We start from the raw sequence: 20,536 nt of genomic DNA, 5'->3' as shown, positions 1-20,536 counted from the left end.
TTATACCCAAAGAAAGGGATTGTTTATGAAAATGAATTTGTCAGTCGTCATGGACATGGTGAACAAAACCACCAAGCCATTAAAAGAGATGAGCAGCGATTCAGATCATTACGCTAAGAAAATAAAAAGCATTCAAGAGGCACAAAAAGACGACTCAAGCGCCATGGCGATGATCGCCTCTTATCAAAAAATTCAAAAAGAGTTGGATAAGAACGCGCTTGAAAGTGAAGAAGCCACTGAGAAATTAAATAAACTCCAAGCACAAATGGCGAGCACAAAAGAGCCAAGTGCCGCATTGACGAATCGGTTGGCAAAACAAACCGAGAAAGTGGCCACGCTCTCTGCGAAACAAAATAAATACGAAGAGACACTTAAAAGCACAAGCAAGCAGATGCAAAAAGCAGGGGTGAACGTTAATAAACTGGATAACGAGTTTGAGCGTTTATCGAAAAGCCAAATGCGTCATGCAAAGCGTGTGGATGAGGTGAGCAAAAAATACAAGCGATTGAAAACCGCTATGGCACCGATCCAAAAACTCAGTAAAGCCATCAAGTTGCCAAACCTTCGCACCGCAGCGGTTGGCAAAGGGGCGGCGCTACTTGGTGGCTTGAGCATGGGCGGACTATTTAATGAGATAAACAGCACTGCCTCTGAAATGGATAAGTTGGCCAAAACTTCAAACACCTTGAATCTACCGATTTCAGAGTTGCAAGCCATGCAATCACAAGCAGAGCACGCAGGGGTGAGCTCTGATACCTTGAGCGCTTCCATGGTGCGATTTACAAAACGCCTTGGTGTGCTGCAAGAAACAGGGCGAGGTGCAATGGGCTCATTTTTGAAAAATGGGAAAAGCCCGTTGTATCGAGAGTTGCAAAGTGCCGAAGATACTCAAGATGCATACGACAAATTACTGGTGTCATTTTCAAAACTAAAAACCACTCAAGAGCAAATGGCGTTTGCGGATGCGGCCTTTGGTCAAGATGGTCGTAAAATGTTAATCATGCTTCGTGAAGGGACCGAAGGATTAGGTGCAGCTCGAAAAGAGTTCAATGCACTTGGCGGTGGAGCGAAAGCTGATGATGCTGCCAAGGCCGAAGCGTATAACGATGCTTTGCAAAAAGTGCAAGAGAGTCTTCGCTCTATCAAGTTCGCCGCTCTGGCGCCTGTGATGCAGAGAATTACCGAAGCATTTACCGTGTTCTCGACTAAGTTTAAGAACGCCAAATGGCGCACGGACTTAATTGAGAAAATCATTAAAACGGTTAATGGCCTTTATGAGAGCTTTAAGTTCTTAGGCAATATTATTTTGTTCACCTCTCAACACTTCAAAGGGATCATTGCGACGGTCGCCATTTTTAAAGTGGCATTGATTGCATTAAACGCGGTCATCATGGCCAACCCTATAGGGTTAATGGTGGCGGCCATTGGTGCCGCAGCTGTCGCTATTACTTACTTGATTGATAAGTTCATTGGTTTTGATGTGATATTAAAAGCGGTAAATCAAGCCATTGGTTGGGTATGGGATGGCATTAAATCCATGATAAACATGCTGCCTGATGCACTCATTCCTGATGGTTGGAAAACCTCAGTGGAAGATGCCGGAAAAGAGGTGGATAAGCTCAGTACCAAACTGAGTAAGATGAAGGATAAGAATACGAAGCTAGGTATCACAACCACAGAAAGCCAACACCAAACCATTGCAACGTCATATCATAATCAGCCAAAACAAAGCTTATCAGGCAACATAATCCCAATGTCTAAAGCAACTCCATTAACCAACCAAACAGTGAAAAGCCAAGCCGAAGTGGCACTTACTATCAAATCAGATAAGCCAGTCACTATCGATAAAGCAAAAGGCGAGAAGGGCACAGATTTAAGCTTGAACGTGGGTAATATGAGTATGAGTTATTAACAGAACAAAGCTGAAAGTGCCGAGGAGTGTGACCCTCCTCGGTGTTGAGTTTTGAAGTGTGATAAATGAATTTGTCTGTATACAAGAGGGAAGGGAGATTCAGCCGATGATAAAAAATTCTCGCGCCTAAAATAATAATATTTATATGGAATGCGAATGATTCTTAATGGTATGATATCTTGTGGTTATAATAATTCTTAACTATGATAAATTAAGGAATAAATGTGAGTGACACAACAACCGTCAGGCTATCATGTTTTGGTTTAATATCTTCTATTGAGCAAGACTTACGTGACTTTATACTTAGGATAACGGAGCAAGTAGAAAGCCTCCCACAAGATATACAAGTTAAAGTATCTGAACGCTATATCAGAGATCATGAACAAGAAAAAAATAGTTCACCAGAGTTAATAGATTTACTCCAATATATTGATTTTTCAGATACTCAAAAAATACTGCATAAACTAAAAAAACATCAGGCAATATTAAGTGAAAGTATAATCGTATTCATATGCGAACACCTTGATTTACTATCTCCCTGTCGTAATCGGGTTTGCCATAGTAGGCCACTAGAATCTACAGACTTTTTCGAATTACGACAGTTTTCATCAGAATTACTTAAAAAATCACCTCCAAATACATTTAGACAAATTAAAAATGTTTTAAATAACCTAGATAACCGAGCATACCTTTCAACTGTTGGTACACCAAATTCATGGGATGAAAAAAAGAAACAAATTTTTCATAATTTACCTATGGTTGAATTCGATGATACTGGATTTTTAGGGCGAGTGAGTGATAGAGACTCTATCAATAAATTATTACATTCTGATACTAGAGTTATCACAATTGTTGGAGAAGGAGGAATTGGTAAAACAGCATTATCTCAACGATGTTTGTATGACATGCTTGATTTATGTGAAGAGTACTCAAATGACTCGCCAAGGTTTGAAATCATAACTTGGGTTACACTGAAAGCAAATGAACTTACAGTAAATGGAGCAAGGCAAATAAATAACGCCATTACGGACAGCATGGGGTTATTTCAGCACGTCAGTAACTTTTTAGCGAATGAAACTGAAACTGAAAGTATGGATGATATGCTAGATGAAATTTTATCTTATATGAGGGAGTTTAAGGTTTTACTTTGTATTGATAACTTAGAAACTATTTCTACAAGTAAAATTCGACATTTTTTAGCTAATATTCCCGATGGTTCTAAAGTATTAATAACCACTCGTATGGCTTTAGGTGAATTAGAGTTTCGTTATAAATTAGATAAGTTAGACAAGCGATCTTCTATTAATCTAATTAGAAATATGTCTAAAATATTGAACGTAAATGATTTAGTTAAGAAGAATAACGCACAACTAGAAGATCTTTGCTTGAGGCTATTTAATAACCCATTGTTAATTAGATGGTATGTTCGTTCATATGCTTATGGTGCTGATCCTAAAAAACTCATAAATAAAAATAGTGATAACTTTAAAGATGCTTTAAGTTTTTGTTTTGAAAACTTATATGAAAAGTTAACTGTTGATGAAAAGAAAATAATACTAGTAGTTGCTTGTATCGGAAAGCCTTTAACATTAGTTGAGTTGAGATTCTTTTTAGATGATATGCACAATATTGCCCTAGAAGAAGTTATTCACAGACTACGAAATTCGAGTATGTTGATGTCGTCAGATGATGATAAATTTGATGAGCAAAAGTTTATTCTAACTAACGTAGCTGAAAGCTATTTAAAGAGTATTAACGCGATAACGAAAGATATATATAACCTTGTTAAGGAAAGACGAGCTAATTTAAGAACCATCATAGCTGAGCAAGGCGTATCAAAACATAGTTATGAGTTTGATCCAAAAAATATTGTATGGGATACAAATGATCAAAAAATCTGTGCTACTTATTTAAGTGCTGCACTTACTTTATATGCAAATAGAAAAATAGAAGATGCTATTGAAAAGGTAAGACAAGCCAAAGCTCTAATGCCTGATTTTTCCGAATGCTACCGTGTACATGGTTATATTTTGCAAAAAGACCAACCATGGTTAGCTCAAGCTGAGTACGATACAGCCATTGAATACAATGAACAATCGATGATTGCTCGATATTCATATGCTAAATTTCTGAATAGTGAAGAGCAGTATGAAGATGCTATTGAACATTTGCAGTATGCTTTGAAAATTGAGCCAGATTCAATTCCTTGTAAAAGCCAGTTGGCATTTATTTTAAAAGTCATGGGAAACTATGAGGGAGCGAATAAAATTTATGATGAGATACTATCTGACAAAAAAATATCAAAACATAAGAAATTCAGAATCAGTTTATACGACCAATCATCTGATTGCCGAAGAAGAGCATCTGAACAATATATAAGCCATAAAGATCGGACTGAAGCAAAAAATAACTTATCTAAAGCTGTAGATATAATAGGACGTTCATTAGATGAAGATGACTACGATAAGTCGATTATTGATAAATTATGTAAAACCTACAAAGATAGCATATCGTATTACAAATTTAGTGATGACAATACAGTAAGTAATAATATTTTATTCATTATTGATACGCATATAGAAAAATTTAATATCGATTGTTTAAGAGAGCTGAAGCAGCACTTGAATATTTTATTAGATATAGATAAAACAGAAAATTCATATAAGTTACAACAATTTCTAATAAAATCTAATTCTCTTCTTACTAAAGAAGTTGGTTCTAGAGTCAATGGTAAGATTGTTAACTTAGTACCAGGTCATTGCGGAATATCATATGGTTTTGCTGAAGACTCTCAAAGCATTAGATACTTTTTCAGCCGAAGCTCTTTGATGCCAAAAACAATATTAGACAACCGTAATGTTGAAGAAAATATAGAAGTCTGTTTTACAACAGGTAAAAATGATAAGGGCTTCACTGCTGAAGATATTGAGATTTTAAACTAGTAGAGAAATAAAATAGGGCTTATGAACCTACATAATAAGCCCTAATTACAGCTGATAGCTATTGGTATTTTGAGTGTGTTTTTATGCAGTCTTACTATAATTTTATTGCTTCATTAAAAACATAACGTTATAAAATAAAAAAGCCCCTAATTTGAGGGGCTTTTTTGTATAAGAAGTTTAAGGTGTAGTCATTCTTGTGGCAATATTGTTTGTTTTCCTTTTTAACTAATTGAAAGTATTGGTTTTTGATATGTAGTTTATATTAAAGCTTATTACTTTCATTAGGTTATCAAGTCCTTATAAATATAATCAATCCTAGTTGAGCAAGGATCTCTAATATAATGATACTAACATTATTTGGCATTAAATCATGTAAGTTTAGTTTAATAATCTAGCGCTTGGCTGGCATGTCTCACAGCGCCACGTGCATTTTTGTTGACCTAAACCTGCTTTTATCCAAGCCATTGTGACGCTAGTAGAAGGATGACAAAAAGCCTCTTTATTACATAAGCTACATGTTTTCCATTGTGACGGTTCTTGCTGCTTTTGAACTTGTGCAATGTGCATTGTAATGCCTCTATTTCTATATTTAATAAAACAGAGTAACTGTATATTTATACAGTTATTTTGGCAAGGGGTATTTAGGGATAAAATTTATACCAATAGCTATTCAGATAATTGCGGAGGATAATTGATAGGTAGGTATTACAGGCACAAAAAAAGCCAACTCATTTCTGAATTGGCCTTCCGATCTCTTACGAGATAAATAATGGTGGAGGGGACGGATTCGAACCATCGAAGCTTTCGCGGCAGATTTACAGTCTGCTCCCTTTGGCCACTCGGGAACCCCTCCAGCGGGTATTTTTATACTTAATTAACTCTTTTCCCAAAGGAGTAATCAAGTGTGTTAACTGATGAATCAATTAACTGAATAATGGTGGAGGGGGACGGATTCGAACCATCGAAGCTTTCGCGGCAGATTTACAGTCTGCTCCCTTTGGCCACTCGGGAACCCCTCCAGCGGGTATTTTTATACTTAATTAACTCTTTTCCCAAAGGAATAATCAAGTGTGTTAACTGACGTATCAATTAACTGAATAATGGTGGAGGGGGACGGATTCGAACCATCGAAGCTTTCGCGGCAGATTTACAGTCTGCTCCCTTTGGCCACTCGGGAACCCCTCCAGCGGGTATTTTTATACTTAATTAACTCTTTTCCCAAAGGAGCAATCAAGTGTGTTAACTGACGTATCAATTAACTGAATAATGGTGGAGGGGGACGGATTCGAACCATCGAAGCTTTCGCGGCAGATTTACAGTCTGCTCCCTTTGGCCACTCGGGAACCCCTCCAGCGGGTATTTTTATACTTAATTAACTCTTTTCCCAAAGGAGCAATCAAGTGTGTTAACTGACGTATCAATTAACTGAATAATGGTGGAGGGGGACGGATTCGAACCATCGAAGCTTTCGCGGCAGATTTACAGTCTGCTCCCTTTGGCCACTCGGGAACCCCTCCAGCGGGTATTTTTATACTTAACTAACTCTTTTCCCAAAGGAGTAATCAAGTGTGTTAACTGACGTATCAATTAACTGAATAATGGTGGAGGGGGACGGATTCGAACCATCGAAGCTTTCGCGGCAGATTTACAGTCTGCTCCCTTTGGCCACTCGGGAACCCCTCCAACGAGAATTTTTATACTTAGCGAGAGTTTTCCCAACGACCTTGCCAAGTGCGGAGCGAATAATAGCAAACTTCGTTTTTCTGTAAAGCACTTTTCTTTGATTTTTGGTTTGAATGATGGGTTTTTCGTCAAAAAGGAGTAAAATTCGCCATATCGGAACAAAATAACTCAATATCAGTCATATAGAAGCAGTTGTTTTTACAGTTTATTTCGTCATCTTTACATTCATTGACGAACAAAAGGTCTTTACCTTGGTAAACTATGACCAGAAATTAATTCCATCATTTAGATTATAAGTATCAATATGAATAAAACTAAGTCTATCGCTCTTGTTGTTTTATTAGCATGCACTTTATCAACTCCTTCTTATGCTAAGAAAACAAGAGGAAATCAGTCGGTTGCTGTTCTTTCTGAAGAAGTGGCAACTCATGAAATATCTCAATCATTATCATTAATCGGAAAACTAAAGGCTTCTGAGTCTGTTGTGATCTCTCCTGAGGTTGCTGGAAAGATTGAGCGTATTGCAGTTAAAGCGAACCAAAACGTAAGAAAAGGGCAGTTAGTTGTTCAACTTAATGACGATAAGGCAATTGCAGCTATTAAAGAGGCTCGTGCTTATTTAAATGATGAAAAACGTAAATTAACTGAATTTCAGCGCTTAGCGAAAAAGAATGCCATTACTCAAACCGAAATTGATGGGCAAAAAGCTAGCGTTGATATTGCTCAAGCTCGTTTAGATGCAGCTAATGCTGATTTATCTGATCTTCATATCTCTGCTCCTTTTGCTGGTACTGTTGGTTTTATTGATTTTAGCCGAGGCAAAATGGTGAGTGCCGGTACGGAGCTGCTAACCTTAGATAATTTATCTGTTATGCAGCTTGATTTACAAGTACCGGAACGTTACCTATCAATGCTTTCTGTTGGTATGAATGTAGAAGCAACGAGTCAAGCGTGGGAAAACTCAGTGTTTTCAGGAAAACTGATAGGTGTTGATTCGCGAATAAATGCAGAAACGTTGAATTTACGTGTTCGTATTGAATTCCCTAATAAAGATCTGAAAATGAAACCGGGAATGCTGATGGCTGCGACGTTAGATTTCCCTGCTATTAATGCACCTATTATTCCTGTTCAAGCTTTAGAGTACTCTGGTACTAAGCGTTATGTGTATGTTGTAGGTGAAGATAACAAAGCAATTCGCACCGAAGTTACTTTAGGCGCTCGTGTTGAAAACCGTGTTGTCATCGCTAGTGGTTTAAATGTAGGTGATGAAATTGTAGTTCAAGGTTTAGTTAACATGCGTGATGGTGTGACGGTTAAACAACTTGAACAAAATAAAACTGAGGTACAGTAATCATGTGGTTATCTGATGTTTCAGTAAAAAGACCAGTGGTAGCCATTGTTTTAAGTTTGCTGTTGTGTGTATTTGGTGCGGTGTCGTTCAGTAAATTGGCTGTTCGTGAAATGCCTGATATTGAAAGCCCAGTTGTTTCGATCAGTACTCGTTATGAGGGAGCCTCTGCAACTATTATTGAAAGCCAAATTACAACGGTATTAGAAGACCAGCTCTCTGGTATCAGTGGGATTGATGAAATCGAGTCTACTACGCGAAATAGCATGTCTCGTATCATGATTACTTTTGATCTAGGGTATGATTTAAATACTGGAGTGAGTGATATTCGTGATGCGGTTGCCCGTGCACAACGTAGCTTACCTGATGAAGCCGATGATCCTATTGTATTTAAAAATAACGGCAGTGGTGAAGCCTCTCTTTATATTAATCTAAGCTCAAGTGTAATGGACAGAACCGAGTTAACAGATTACATCGAGCGTGTATTGGTTGACCGTTTTAGCTTAATTACTGGCGTGAGTTCTGTTGATGTCTCTGGTGGCCTTTATAAAGTGATGTATGTGAAGCTACAACCAGATTTAATGGCTGGACGTGGCGTAACGGCATCAGACATTACAGCAGCACTTCGTTCTGAAAATATTGAAAGTCCTGGCGGTGAAGTTCGAAATGATGCCATAGTCATGTCGGTTAGAACTGAACGTTTATATAATAAGGCAGAAGACTTTAATTACTTGGTGGTGAAAACAGCCAGTGATGGAACGCCGATTTATTTAAAAGATGTTGCTGATGTATTTATTGGTGCAGAAAATGAAAACTCAACATTTAAAAGTGATGGCGTAGTAAACGTTAGTATGGGGATCGTTCCTCAATCAGATGCCAACCCATTAGATGTGGCGAATTTAGTTCACGAAGAAGTCGCTAAGATCCAGCAATTTTTGCCAAAAGGAACTCGCTTAGCCATTGATTATGACTCAACGGTATTTATCGAGCGTTCAATTGCAGAGGTATATAGCACACTATTTATTACTGGTGGGCTGGTTATTCTGGTTCTGTATATATTTATTGGCCAAGCTCGTGCAACCTTGATCCCAGCGGTAACCGTTCCTGTTTCATTAATATCGTCATTTATTGCCGCTTATTACTTTGGTTTCTCTATTAACTTAATCACCTTGATGGCGTTGATTTTATCCATTGGTTTGGTGGTGGATGACGCCATTGTAGTAGTTGAAAATATTTTCCATCATTTAGAAAAAGGAGAGTCACCATTACTTGCTGCTTATAAAGGAGCGAGAGAAGTAGGTTTTGCCGTTATTGCGACGACCTTAGTGCTTGTCATGGTGTTCTTACCGATTTCATTTATGGATGGAATGGTTGGTTTGCTGTTTACTGAATTTTCAGTATTACTTGCTATGTCAGTTCTGTTCTCTTCATTGATCGCGTTAACACTGACACCTGTTTTAGGTAGTAAGATTTTAAAAGCAAATGTGAAGCCGAATCGTTTTAACTTATTTATCGATAAAGTTTTCTCAGCATTAGAACGTAGTTATCGTAAAGCAGTATCGAAAGCCGTAGCGTGGCGTTTGTTGGCTCCTGTGATTATTCTTGCGTGTATTGGTGGTAGTTATGGCTTGATGCAGTACGTACCATCTCAATTAACACCACAGGAAGACCGTGGCGTATTATTTGCTTTTGTTCGAGGTGCGGATGCAACAAGTTACAATCGCATGAGTTCGAATATGGATATTGTTGAAGAGCGTTTAATGCCATTATTGGGTAAAGGCTTTTTGAAATCATTCAGTATTCAATCACCAGCGTTTGGTGGTAATGCAGGGGATCAAACGGGTTTTGTTATTATGATCCTAGAGGACTGGGAAGATCGTGACTTAACTGCTCAACAAGGATTGGGTGTGATCCGAAAAGCACTTGCTGATATTCCTGATGTGCGTGTATTTCCAATGATGCCTGGCTTCCGTGGTGGCTCAAGCGAACCGGTTCAATTTGTCTTGGGAGGTTCAGATTACAGTGAGCTACAAAAATGGGGCGAGATATTAAAAGCAGAAGCGAATAACAGTCCATTAATGGAAGGTGCTGATATTAACTATTCAGAAAAAACACCTGAATTAGTGGTATCGGTTGATCGCCACCGTGCTGCGGAGTTAGGTATTAAGATCTCTGATATTTCGGATACCCTTGAAATTATGCTCGGTGGTAAAAGTGAAACCACATTTGTTGAGCGTGGAGAAGAATATGATGTTTATCTTCGCGGCGATGAAAACAGTTTTAATAATGCTGCTGATCTAAGTCAGATTTATATGCGAACGTCTTCAGGGGATTTGGTGACACTTGATACGGTCACTAAGATTAATGAAGTCGCATCGGCTATTCGTTTATCACATATTAATAAGCAAAAATCGATTACCTTAAGTGCTAATTTAAAGGATGGTGCAACCTTAGGTGACGCATTGAATTATTTGGATGCGAAGGCGATTGAGATATTACCAAGTGATATATCTGTTGGTTATACAGGCGAATCTAAAGATTTTAAAGAGAACCAATCTAGTATTCTTGTTGTGTTTGGCTTAGCTCTATTAGTGGCTTATTTGGTACTGGCAGCACAGTTTGAAAGCTTTATTAACCCGTTGGTTGTTATGTTTACGGTGCCAATGGGGGTATTTGGTGGTTTCTTAGGTTTGCTGTTAATGAATCAAGGCCTGAATATTTATAGTCAGATCGGCATGATCATGCTAATTGGTATGGTGACTAAAAACGGTATTTTAATCGTGGAATTTGCCAACCAACTACGAGATAAAGGCGTTGAACTTGAACAGGCGATTGTAGATGCCTCTGCTCGACGTTTACGACCTATTCTAATGACCGCATTTACAACACTTGCTGGTGCAATTCCATTGATTGTATCAACGGGTGCTGGCTATGAAAGCCGAGTAGCGGTTGGTACGGTCATTTTCTTTGGTATGGCATTTGCGACCTTGGTAACCTTGTTTGTTATTCCTGCAATGTATCGCTTAATTTCGGGGGGAACCCATTCTCCAGGTTATGTTGAGGATCTATTAAATAAAGAATTAGATCATGATATTAAAGGGCGAATTTCCCATTAATATTGGTTTTTAAGTAAATAAAAAGGCCATCACTTAATCGTGGTGGCCTTATTTTTTCTAAATAGAGATAATGTTTTTTTTAGAGTTTAGATTCTAAATCAGCCATTACAGATTCTTTATTTTCTAGGTAAGAATCTAAGCCATTTTTTCGCAAATCACACGATGGGCAATCGCCACAACCGTCACCAATCACACCGTTATAACAGGTTAGAGTATTATTTCGAACATAGTCTAATTTGCCATATTTATCAGCAAGGGCCCATGTTTCGGCTTTATTTAACCACATTAGTGGTGTTTTAATTTCTAGCTGGCGATCCATACCAAGAACAAGTGATTGGTTAATGGATTTTACGAACTCATCACGACAATCTGGGTAACCTGAGAAATCCGTCTCACAGACACCTGTAATGACGGCTTCAGCGCCTAATTGATACGCATAGATGCCCGCAAGCGTTAAGAAGAGAATATTACGACCGGGAACGAAAGAGTTTGGTAGGCCATTTTCTTGAAGTTCATGAGAAACAGGAATGTTGTCACGAGTAAGTGAACTAACGGCTAATTCATTTAATAAGCCGACATCCATGACTTTATGAGAAGCTGCACCAAGTTCAATAGCGACTTTTTTAGCTACTTCAATCTCTTGATTATGACGTTGGCCATAATCAAAAGTAATACAATGAACATGATCATATTGAGTTAATGCTTGAATTAAACAGGTGGTGGAATCTTGTCCGCCACTAAATACAACGATTGCAGTCGACATAATAATAGGAAATCTCAGTAGAGTTATTTATTGATATTGTAATAAAAAAGCCATCGATAATCGATGGCTTTGCGGTTAATACCAATAAATGGTGTTAAGCCAAACTGACGATATTATTATAACTTTGCTTTACAGTTGACCTGTTTTCTCAAAATTAGCCAATAGGGCTAAAGTTGGTGTTAAATCGCCAATATTATTCGTAACCCACTTATCGTTATAATAGGTATCAAGGTATCGCTCACCACTATCACATAATAGAGTGACAATAGAACCTTTCTCTCCACGTTGTTGCATTTCACAAGCGAGTTGTAATGCACCAAATAGGTTAGTACCTGTAGAAGCACCGGCCTTACGACCAAGAATGCCTTCTAACCAACGGGCAGTAGCGACACTAGCAACATCCGAGATAGTGCGCATTTCATCAATAACACCAGGAATAAAACTTGGTTCTACGCGAGGGCGACCAATTCCTTCAATCTTACTTCCAGCATCTAATGTTAGCTCTTTATTGCCTGTTTTATAGAAATCATGGAAAACGGAATTTTCAGGGTCAACAACGCACAGTTTTGTATTGTATTTTTGATAACGGATAAAGCGACCGATTGTTGCTGAAGTACCACCTGTGCCAGGGTTCATTACAACCCATGTTGGTTCTGGATGGTCTTCTAATTTCATTTGACGGAAAATACTATCCGCAATGTTGTTGTTACCACGCCAGTCAGTGGCACGTTCAGCATAAGTAAATTGGTCCATGTAGTGGCCATTCAATTCTTCTGCTAGACGGCGAGATTCAGCGTAGATTTCATCAGAACGTTCTACAAAGTGCGCTTGGCCGCCATAAAATTTAATCATTTCAATTTTTTTCGTTGCCGTTTTACGAGGTACAACGGCAATGAATGGCAAACCTAATAAACGCGCAAAATACGCTTCTGATACGGCTGTGCTGCCAGATGATGATTCGATAATTGGTGTGTTTGGACCAATCCAACCGTTAGAAATAGCATAAAGAAATAGAGAGCGTGCTAAACGGTGTTTAAGAGAACCTGTTGGATGTGTACTTTCATCTTTTAGGTATACATCGATACCTTCAAGCATAGGCAAATCAAGTTTAATAAGATGCGTATCAGCAGAGCGTTGGTAATCTGCTTCAATTTTACGAATAGCGTTATTTATCCAATTATGATCGGTACACATAATGATTTTCCTTTAAAAGTGACTATGTGAATAATTTACCGCTGTTCGATGAGAAAAACTTTGCTATATTTACTTCATATTGGCAATAAAATAGAAAAATTTTCTATAGTGAGGTTTTTATGGGGAAGCATGAGCTAGATAAGGTAGATACAACTTTACTTTCATTATTGCAAAAGGATTGCACGGTCTCATTACAAGAGTTAGCTGATGCCGTTAATTTGACCACAACACCGTGTTGGAAACGATTAAAGAGACTTGAAGAAGAAGGCATTATTGAAAAGAAAGTAGCGTTACTTAACCCTGAAAAGTTAGGCTTGAGCTTTAATGCGTTTGTTTTGATTAAAACGTCGAATCATTCACAAGAATGGTATAACCGATTTGTTGATACTGTGTCAGATTTCCCTGAAGTTATGGAATTTTATCGAATGGCAGGAGAGTACGATTATATGATGAAAGTTCTTGCGGAAGACATGAAAGCTTTTGATGGGTTTTATAAGAAGTTGGTTAATAGTATTGATGGCATATCAAATGTAACCAGCACATTTGCTATGGAGCCGTTGAAATACACGACTGAATTACCGTTATAATCTGATATTCAAATAAGCAGGTCAGGCAACGATAGCCTGACCAATAGAAAAGATGGGAATGCCTATTTTTTCTTCATTCTCATTACGCCTTCTTGCATAGCAGAAGCAACAAGTTGACCTTTCTGATTGAATATTTCCCCTCTTACCAGTCCACGAGAGCCACTTGCATTAGTGCTTTCAATTGAATAAAGCAGCCATTCATCCATTTTGAATGGACGGTGGAACCACATTGAGTGATCAATCGTAGCCACTTGGAAGTTAGGAGTTAATAAACTCACTTCATGTGGGTGAAGAGCCGTTGGTAAAAAGCCCCAATCAGATGCATAAGCTAATAAGTATTGATGAATTAATTGGTTATCAGGTAATTCACCGTTTGCTTTAATCCAGAGATGCTGAGTTGGTGCCGCTTTTTTCGGAGCAAGTGGATTCACAATGTTGACTGGACGAACTTCGATTGGTTTTTCACCACAGAATATTTTTTGTACCGCTGGTGGTAAAACGTGTTTGATCGCCTCAGCTAATTGAGTTTCTGATGCAAAGTTTTCAGGACCTGCGATTTCAGGCATGTGAGATTGATGCTCAAACCCAGGCTCATCTCCATGATAAGAAGCCGTTAGATAGAAAATAGGGCGACCATTTTGAATGGCTTTTACACGACGAGTACTGAAACTTCGGCCATCTCGTAAGTTTTCAACATCATAGATAATGGCTTTTTCAGGGTCACCAGGGTAAAGAAAGTAGCTATGAAATGAATGAACAGTTCTATCATTATCAACCGTATAGCGAGCTGCTGAAAGTGCTTGTCCAATAACTTGACCACCATAAACTTGTGGTAGACCTAAATGTTCGCTTTGTCCTCGGAAAAGACCCTGCTCTAATTGCTCTAGCTGTAGCAAGTTAAGTAATTCGTTAAGTGGTTGGTTCATTTTTTGGCCTGTATGATCACTCTCAAATAATAACTCTATTTTAAAGATATTCAGATTGAGTTCAATAAGTTAAATATAATGTTAATTAAAGATAAGTTTATATCAAATCACTGTAATAATAAGCTTATTGAGTCAGTTTTGTGTCAAAGATATCGAGAATAGAGAGACAGATATAAATAATCAGTCTATATTCAGCGTGGTTTTGAATGGCAATTAAATTAGAGAGAATAAAATGAAAAAGTCATTACTAGTAGCTTTATCAGTCGTTACAGGATTAACAATGGTCGGTTGCAATTCATCTGATAAATCAGAAAAAGAAACAACAGCTGCACCACAACAAGAAGTGGTTGAGCAAGTGGAACTTGTTGAGTCAGAAGTAGCACCAGTAGAAGCAGCTGCAACGCAATCAGTAACGGGTACAGTAGGTTACCGTGAGCGTATTGCATTACCTGCAAATGCGGTTGTAACTGTTACTTTAGAGGATATTTCTTTAGCTGATGCACCATCGAAAACTATCACAGAGCAAACGTTTGAAGTAGGTGAAAATTCATCTCCATTCGCTTACTCTTTAGAGTTCAATACTGCAGATATTCAAGCTAATCACCGTTATGCGGTACGTGCAACAATTAAAGTTGATGGTAAATTACGTTTTACTACAGACACGAACTATGCAGTAATTACTGATGAAGCAACAACGCTGAATCAAGATCTATTACTGAAGGGCGTTCGTCAGTAATTTAATGGTTATTCCTAATTCGAGTAAGTGATTACTTATTTGAATAGGTAGAGCAAGTAGTAATGTGACTTATTGCATTATTACTTGCTTAAAATTCATTATTTTTCCATTCTCACAAATAGCAATTCCTTCCTTTTCTAATCTTTCTTTTTGTTTATAGAAACTGTCACCAGATAACGAAATCTTCCCCTGAGAATTGACAACCCGATGCCATGGCAGAGTTGTGTCTTTTGGTAGCTTTGCTAATTTTTCCAACGTGTCTTGAATGGTTAGGGTAACCAGCAAGTTTTGCTAATTGTCCATAACTGATGATTCGGCCTTTAGGTATTTGCGCTAAGTTCATATAAATGCTTTGTGTAAATTCATTCATAAAGGTGGCCTTAATAAAAAGTGAAGTGGGTCAGTGATAAAGATGATGAATAACGCTACACTGAAATAGTAACAAAGTGAACAACTCTGAACCATGGAGGGAAAGCGATGTTTCTAGCGGTGTTATCAATTATTTTGAGTTTTGTTTTAGTTATTGTTGGTGTTTTAGCATTTGGAGTAAGTGGTGGAGACCTTCCATTATTAGCTTTAGCGATACCAATTTTATGGTTAATCCCTCAAGGAGGGGTTGCTACTTGGGTATTGTTAATTGGCTTATCATTATTTGGTTTTACGCTCCAATACCAACCAATGCCATTATCTATTTCTGTTTGGACTTTGTTTCCATTATTAATGGTGATCTTTTCACACCGTAAAAGCATACACTTAATCGTATTTATTGCTGCTGTTGTTATTGCGATGCAAGCTGGGATCATGGCTTTACAATATGAAGAAAAACTCGGAGGGAGTGCTTGGGCGACATTAGCTCAAATTGTTTGTGTAACTTTAGTATGGATAGCAGCAAGAAGTTGGAAACCAGTGAATAGAAATGCTTGGTGGCCGTTGATCCTTGTTATTCCTTTATGGATAGGGGGATTACAACATGCCGCTTTGGTGGCTTTATCAATTACAGGCTTAATCGTTTGTTTACAAAGTGTAGGACGTTCAAAGTATAGAAATTGGTTACCTATGCTATCTTGGCTTTTACCTGTTATTGGTTTTTCTACATTAATTATTTCGCCAAAGTTTGAAGTACCAAATTCAATTATGGTTTCTTGGCTAATGATATTATTAATTGGTTGGATTACTGATTTTATGATGCAGGTAGATGAAGAGCCTGTAGATTAAGGCTGATAGTAGTGATTATGTTGTATTCTATGCACTATAGAATACAACATAATAAAAATGAATCTAAAACAATATTAATTATAGTTGTTTTCTTAATTCATTACGTGTTTCGGCAGAAATTACAGACCAGTGCATTCCTTTTATAGCCCCTTCTAAAGACCATAATAATTCATCACTTACTGAACTTGAATGCGTTTGCTGTATAGCTTTATAAGCATTTACAGAGCCAGTATTTTTCAGTTCTTCAACTGTTGTAATTCCGGCTTTTTTCAGCATTCTTTCTGTTGCAAGTCGTAAATTAGGTAAATCTTTAATACGAGAAGGACCTGCTGATTTTTGTTTTTCTTTATCTTTTTTCGCTACATCTAAAGCAACAACTGCTTGAATCAAAATTGAATCTGGTTCATCCCAACATTCAGGAGATATAGCAAAATATTTTGTCACAACTGGGAATCCACGTTTTTTATAAACGTATGGTTCAAAGCCTTGTTCTTTAAATAAGTTAATTGTTTCGTCACTTGCTCTTAAATGAAGCTTATCTTGAACTACAAGAGCAAACATGGTGTCGTCAATGAAGATTCCAAATCCCCCAAACATAGAGCGAGAAGTGATCTTTCCTAGTGAAGATAGTAGACGAAGTGAGTCTTTTAATACTGGTTTATCCATTGCAATAATTCTCGGTTAGTAAGTCTATGTCACTAAACAACTGAGCCCGAGAAATAGTAGCAAGTTGAAAACTAAGTATTGTTATTTTAACGTAAAAATTAACAAGGGATAGAATCGACCACTTGCCGTCGGCAACCCCGCTACCTTATATAAATACTTAGGCCGGAAGCTTTGCGTCCTACATTTTCATGTAGTTTGCCATGTTCGTGACAAGATTGATGATATAGCAATCAATAACAAAAGTTTGAACGGAAAAACACAAAAGTGTGATATTGATCCAGAAAATACTTACATAAATTTGTTAAGTCGGTTCAACTTTTCTCAAAATTAATAATTTAAATGTTGATATTTATAAAAATTCAGAGATCAATAATCTGTGTTTATGTATTTTTTATTATTGAGAATTAGGTAAACAATATTTAATAATAAAAGAAGCCACACTTTAATAGTATGGCTTTTTTTTGAATCTCAAATTATGCGTTAGATTGATTATTTAAGGCGGTTTGAAACACTACTACGTGTAACAACCTCTGGTTGCATTTCAAATACGCGTCTTTCATGATCTTTATCTTTAATTCGCTCTAACAAAATCTCAACTGCTGTTTTACCTACACGGCGTTTAGGTTGATGGATTGTTGTTAATGGTGGTGAGAAATACGCAGACAATTCAATGTTGTCATAACCGATAACTGAAATATCTTCAGGTACACGTAAACCAGATTGTTGAATCTTGCTAATGGCAGCTAATGCCATAATATCGTTAAAACAGAATAAAGCTGTAGGGCGTTTATCTTCTTCAATAGCGAGAATCTTATCAACGGCTCTAGATGCAGAAGCACATTCAAAATCGCCCTCTAAAATCCATTCAGGATTAAAGGTTAAATTTGCATCGTTATGAGCTCTTTCAAAACCACGAACACGTTCTTTACAAGTCACTTTATCAGCTTGACCTGTAATGCACGCAATATGAGTGTGACCATTTTCAATAAGATGCTTCGTCGCTAAATAACCGCCTTCTTCTGAATTATCAATGATCTTGTCTGTACGCGGGCTATCAGGACCCCAGTCCATAATAACCATTGGTAGCTCGGTGTTCTTTTCAAGCAAGGTCAGTAATTGTTCATTTAGATCTGAACACATTACAAGTAGGCCATCTACTCGTTTTTCCGCCAACATTCTCAAATAGTGTTTTTGTTTTTCTAGGTCGCCTTCAGTATTACACATGAATAGCGTGTAGCCTTGCTTGTAACAATAGTTTTCAACACCATGCATTACTTCTGCAAAAAATGGGTTAAATGATTGTGTTACTAACATACCAATAGTACGTGTCGTATTACACTTTAAGCTACGTGCTACCGCACTTGGAGCATAGTTTAATTCTTCAACTGCTTCCCAAACACGTTTTTGTGTTGCTTCAGCAACAAATCGTGTTTTATTTATCACGTGAGAAACGGTGGTTGTTGAAACTGCTGCCAGCTTCGCCACATCTTTAATAGTAGCCATATATAAACCTTATAATAGGTAATAAGGGGCTATTTATTTTCCAACAAAAAAAGGTGTCGCTCTAAACTAGAAGAACTGATGGAAGATAAATAGGCCCTGGTTAAAAATGAAAAAAACCGCGTAAAATGCGGTTTTCATTTCAATACAAATTTTATCGTTTGCGATCACATTTTATCTTTAAAGCATAGTGCAAACAATTACTGATTTAATAAATTTTGATATTGCTTTTGATTTATATCACATATTTTTTAACATAAATAATAAAAGCAATTATCTTATATTATTCGCCAGCAAGAAATTTCACATCTAGCTTTAGGAATGTAACAAGTAAGCCTGTTACTGCAGCATAGAAACCAAATTTATCTCTTTCGATGCAAATTTCATTAAATCGAGGTGTCCAACTTAACAGTTGCTCATTAATAAAGGTTAGTTGAGCACTCATATAAGCTTCAAATTCATCTTCAGAAGCTTGCTGATTTGTCATCACAATTAAATTACCTAAAAAATCTAATTCAATGGCAATGTGGTCAGCTGGCTCATTAAATTCAGCTTTTTGTGCAATATTATATTTTGTAAGCCATTCACGCATATCTTGCGCAGGTTTTGCGTTTAGTAGACCTGATTTATCAATATACATAGAAGCGTACGGTAGTGCACTACTTTTATCTGAGCCTAAAAAGGCATCACAAAAGTCAGCAGAAAGTTCAAGTTGTGCATCTTCACGACCTTGCACGGCATTTAATTTTTCAATTAATGCATTAACTGAATCACTCAGTTCTGGTGTTTCAGCTAAATTAGATAGAAAAGTACGTACTTCAAAACTGCCATATTGCTCAAGTTGTTCTGTCGTTAATTCTGCTGATAGTAGGCTAGATAGCCACCAGTATATTTCAGCGCGTTGCTCATTAAACGCAGTAAGTTCGTTCATTTATCTTATGCTCCAAAAAAATTATTCCTAAATTGTACTGGATAAGTATGAAAAGGAATAGCACCTATCATTAACAGGGTGTATAAAGATGTTTGTAAAGGTTAAAGCTCAATTTTTATTAATAATTGTTTTGAATCAAATAAAATACAGAAATATCAATTGAGAATTGGCATTATTACAGATTATGAATAGAATAAGATAAGAACTATCCAAATAACCAAAAATAAAGAGAAGATTATGAGCTATCACATTTTAGTTGTTGAAGACGAAGTGGTAACTCGCTCTAAACTTGTAGGCTACTTTGAAGCCGAGGGATATCAAGTGAGCGAGGCTGAAACAGGTGCAGAAATGCGTTCTATTTTAGCTGAACAAAAAGTTGATTTAATTATGCTTGATATAAACCTACCAGGAGAGGACGGTTTATTGTTGGCGCGTGAATTACGTAGCCAATCCAATATTGGTATTATTTTAGTAACAGGACGTACAGATAGTATTGATCGAATCGTTGGCCTAGAGATGGGTGCTGACGATTACGTAACGAAACCAGTTGAGTTACGTGAATTACTTGTACGCGTTAAAAATCTATTTTGGCGTATGTCACTTGCAAACGAGCCAGTTGAGTTAGATGAGTCTAACGTTGTTCGTTTTGGTGAATGGACATTTGATATTCAACGTAGAGCATTATCAAATAACGGTGAACCAGTTAAATTAACTAAAGCCGAATATGAATTGTTAGTTGCGTTGTCTTCTTACCCTAATACGGTTTTATCTCGTGAACGTATTTTAAATATGATCAGCCACCGTGTTGATGCACCAAACGATAGAACAATTGACGTATTAATTAGACGCATGAGAGCAAAGATGGAAGTGGATCCTAAAAACCCACAAATCTTTGTTACTGTTCATGGTGAAGGTTACATGTTCGCAGGTGACTAATTTTACTTAATATAGTTAATTTTTTTGATTTGGCCGCTCATGCTATGAGCGGCTTTTTTATGCTTGAATTTTATGTTTTGT

At 37.2% G+C, this 20,536-nt stretch carries 15 protein-coding genes, 6 tRNA genes, 1 pseudogene and 1 riboswitch; of the genes and pseudogenes, 8 read left to right on the top strand and 14 right to left on the bottom strand.

The genetic code is table 11. The features are described 5' to 3' along the window. Positions 1-25 precede the first annotated feature (25 nt). Both AAFX60_008635 and AAFX60_008630 read left to right on the top strand, forming a co-directional pair. Positions 26-1,912: a hypothetical protein gene (locus AAFX60_008635; protein ID XDF76824.1), complete on the top strand. Its 1,887-nt coding sequence runs from the start codon at positions 26-28 to the stop codon at positions 1,910-1,912. Between the two features lie 224 nt (positions 1,913-2,136). Next, positions 2,137-4,854, top strand: coding sequence for an NB-ARC domain-containing protein (locus AAFX60_008630; GenBank protein XDF76823.1), 2,718 nt, complete (start codon positions 2,137-2,139; stop codon positions 4,852-4,854). A 378-nt stretch (positions 4,855-5,232) separates the two neighbouring features. Here AAFX60_008630 and AAFX60_008625 read toward each other — a convergent pair whose 3' ends face one another. The 7 genes from AAFX60_008625 to AAFX60_008595 form a co-directional block, all read right to left on the bottom strand. Next, on the bottom strand, positions 5,233-5,421 hold the full coding sequence (locus AAFX60_008625; protein ID XDF76822.1) for a hypothetical protein: 189 nt from the start codon (positions 5,419-5,421) through the stop codon (positions 5,233-5,235). Between the two features lie 203 nt (positions 5,422-5,624). Continuing rightward, positions 5,625-5,707 (bottom strand) — tRNA-Tyr (locus AAFX60_008620). Between the two features lie 82 nt (positions 5,708-5,789). After that, positions 5,790-5,873, bottom strand: a tRNA-Tyr gene (locus tag AAFX60_008615). An 82-nt stretch (positions 5,874-5,955) separates the two neighbouring features. Beyond that, positions 5,956-6,039: transfer RNA gene (locus AAFX60_008610), tRNA-Tyr, on the bottom strand. Positions 6,040-6,121: 82 nt separating this feature from the next. Continuing rightward, positions 6,122-6,205 (bottom strand) — tRNA-Tyr (locus tag AAFX60_008605). Between the two features lie 82 nt (positions 6,206-6,287). Further along, positions 6,288-6,371: transfer RNA gene (locus tag AAFX60_008600), tRNA-Tyr, on the bottom strand. A gap of 82 nt (positions 6,372-6,453) precedes the next feature. Further along, a tRNA-Tyr gene (locus AAFX60_008595) sits at positions 6,454-6,537 on the bottom strand. Between the two features lie 304 nt (positions 6,538-6,841). Between AAFX60_008595 and AAFX60_008590 the strand changes: the two genes are divergently transcribed. Continuing rightward, entirely contained in the window at positions 6,842-7,888 is a 1,047-nt protein-coding gene (locus AAFX60_008590; GenBank protein XDF76821.1) for an efflux RND transporter periplasmic adaptor subunit, read from the top strand. A gap of 2 nt (positions 7,889-7,890) precedes the next feature. Then, positions 7,891-11,001 carry a vibriobactin export RND transporter permease subunit VexH gene (vexH, locus tag AAFX60_008585; protein ID XDF76820.1) on the top strand — a complete coding sequence of 1,037 codons (3,111 nt, stop codon included), beginning with the start codon at positions 7,891-7,893 and terminating at the stop codon, positions 10,999-11,001. Between the two features lie 79 nt (positions 11,002-11,080). Here the strand turns inward: vexH and queC are convergent, their stop codons facing one another. Then, positions 11,081-11,764: a 7-cyano-7-deazaguanine synthase QueC gene (gene queC, locus AAFX60_008580; GenBank protein XDF76819.1), complete on the bottom strand. Its 684-nt coding sequence runs from the start codon at positions 11,762-11,764 to the stop codon at positions 11,081-11,083. 129 nt (positions 11,765-11,893) lie between these two features. After that, positions 11,894-12,958, bottom strand: coding sequence for a PLP-dependent cysteine synthase family protein (locus AAFX60_008575; protein XDF76818.1), 1,065 nt, complete (start codon positions 12,956-12,958; stop codon positions 11,894-11,896). Positions 12,959-13,077: 119 nt separating this feature from the next. Between AAFX60_008575 and AAFX60_008570 the strand changes: the two genes are divergently transcribed. Further along, entirely contained in the window at positions 13,078-13,545 is a 468-nt protein-coding gene (locus AAFX60_008570; protein ID XDF76817.1) for an Lrp/AsnC family transcriptional regulator, read from the top strand. A 62-nt stretch (positions 13,546-13,607) separates the two neighbouring features. On the opposite strand, the gene tesB is transcribed toward AAFX60_008570, so the two are convergent. After that, on the bottom strand, positions 13,608-14,471 hold the full coding sequence (gene tesB, locus AAFX60_008565) for an acyl-CoA thioesterase II (GenBank protein XDF76816.1): 864 nt from the start codon (positions 14,469-14,471) through the stop codon (positions 13,608-13,610). Between the two features lie 232 nt (positions 14,472-14,703). On the opposite strand from tesB, the gene AAFX60_008560 reads away from it, so the two are divergent. Then, the gene (locus AAFX60_008560; protein ID XDF76815.1) at positions 14,704-15,207 is read left to right on the top strand and encodes a YbaY family lipoprotein; all 504 of its coding nucleotides are present in this window, start codon (positions 14,704-14,706) and stop codon (positions 15,205-15,207) included. A gap of 69 nt (positions 15,208-15,276) precedes the next feature. Here the strand turns inward: AAFX60_008560 and AAFX60_008555 are convergent. Continuing rightward, a pseudogene (locus AAFX60_008555) lies at positions 15,277-15,577 on the bottom strand (MGMT family protein). Between the two features lie 107 nt (positions 15,578-15,684). Here AAFX60_008555 and AAFX60_008550 point away from each other — a divergent pair. After that, entirely contained in the window at positions 15,685-16,422 is a 738-nt protein-coding gene (locus tag AAFX60_008550) for a hypothetical protein (protein XDF76814.1), read from the top strand. Between the two features lie 78 nt (positions 16,423-16,500). On the opposite strand, the gene tfoY is transcribed toward AAFX60_008550, so the two are convergent. From tfoY to torD, 3 genes are all read right to left on the bottom strand, one after another. After that, entirely contained in the window at positions 16,501-17,088 is a 588-nt protein-coding gene (gene tfoY / locus AAFX60_008545; GenBank protein ID XDF76813.1) for a DNA transformation protein TfoY, read from the bottom strand. Positions 17,089-17,215: 127 nt separating this feature from the next. Continuing rightward, positions 17,216-17,298: riboswitch (cyclic di-GMP riboswitch) on the bottom strand. 279 nt (positions 17,299-17,577) lie between these two features. After that, positions 17,578-18,591, bottom strand: a complete 1,014-nt coding sequence (purR, locus tag AAFX60_008540) for an HTH-type transcriptional repressor PurR (GenBank protein XDF76812.1) — start codon at positions 18,589-18,591, stop codon at positions 17,578-17,580. Positions 18,592-18,871: 280 nt separating this feature from the next. Continuing rightward, positions 18,872-19,519, bottom strand: coding sequence for a molecular chaperone TorD (gene torD / locus AAFX60_008535; GenBank protein ID XDF76811.1), 648 nt, complete (start codon positions 19,517-19,519; stop codon positions 18,872-18,874). Positions 19,520-19,756: 237 nt separating this feature from the next. On the opposite strand from torD, the gene torR reads away from it, so the two are divergent. Next, positions 19,757-20,455 (top strand): two-component system response regulator TorR, encoded by a 699-nt coding sequence (gene torR, locus AAFX60_008530; GenBank protein ID XDF76810.1) that lies wholly within the window; start codon positions 19,757-19,759, stop codon positions 20,453-20,455. Positions 20,456-20,536 lie beyond the last annotated feature (81 nt).

Origin of the sequence: Aliivibrio fischeri, from assembly GCA_038993745.2 — a bacterium.
In the GTDB taxonomy this organism is placed as follows: Bacteria; Pseudomonadota; Gammaproteobacteria; order Enterobacterales; family Vibrionaceae; genus Aliivibrio; species Aliivibrio fischeri_B.
The sequence above is the reverse complement of the archived record's forward strand: the minus strand, read 5'-3'. Positions and strand labels throughout refer to the sequence as shown.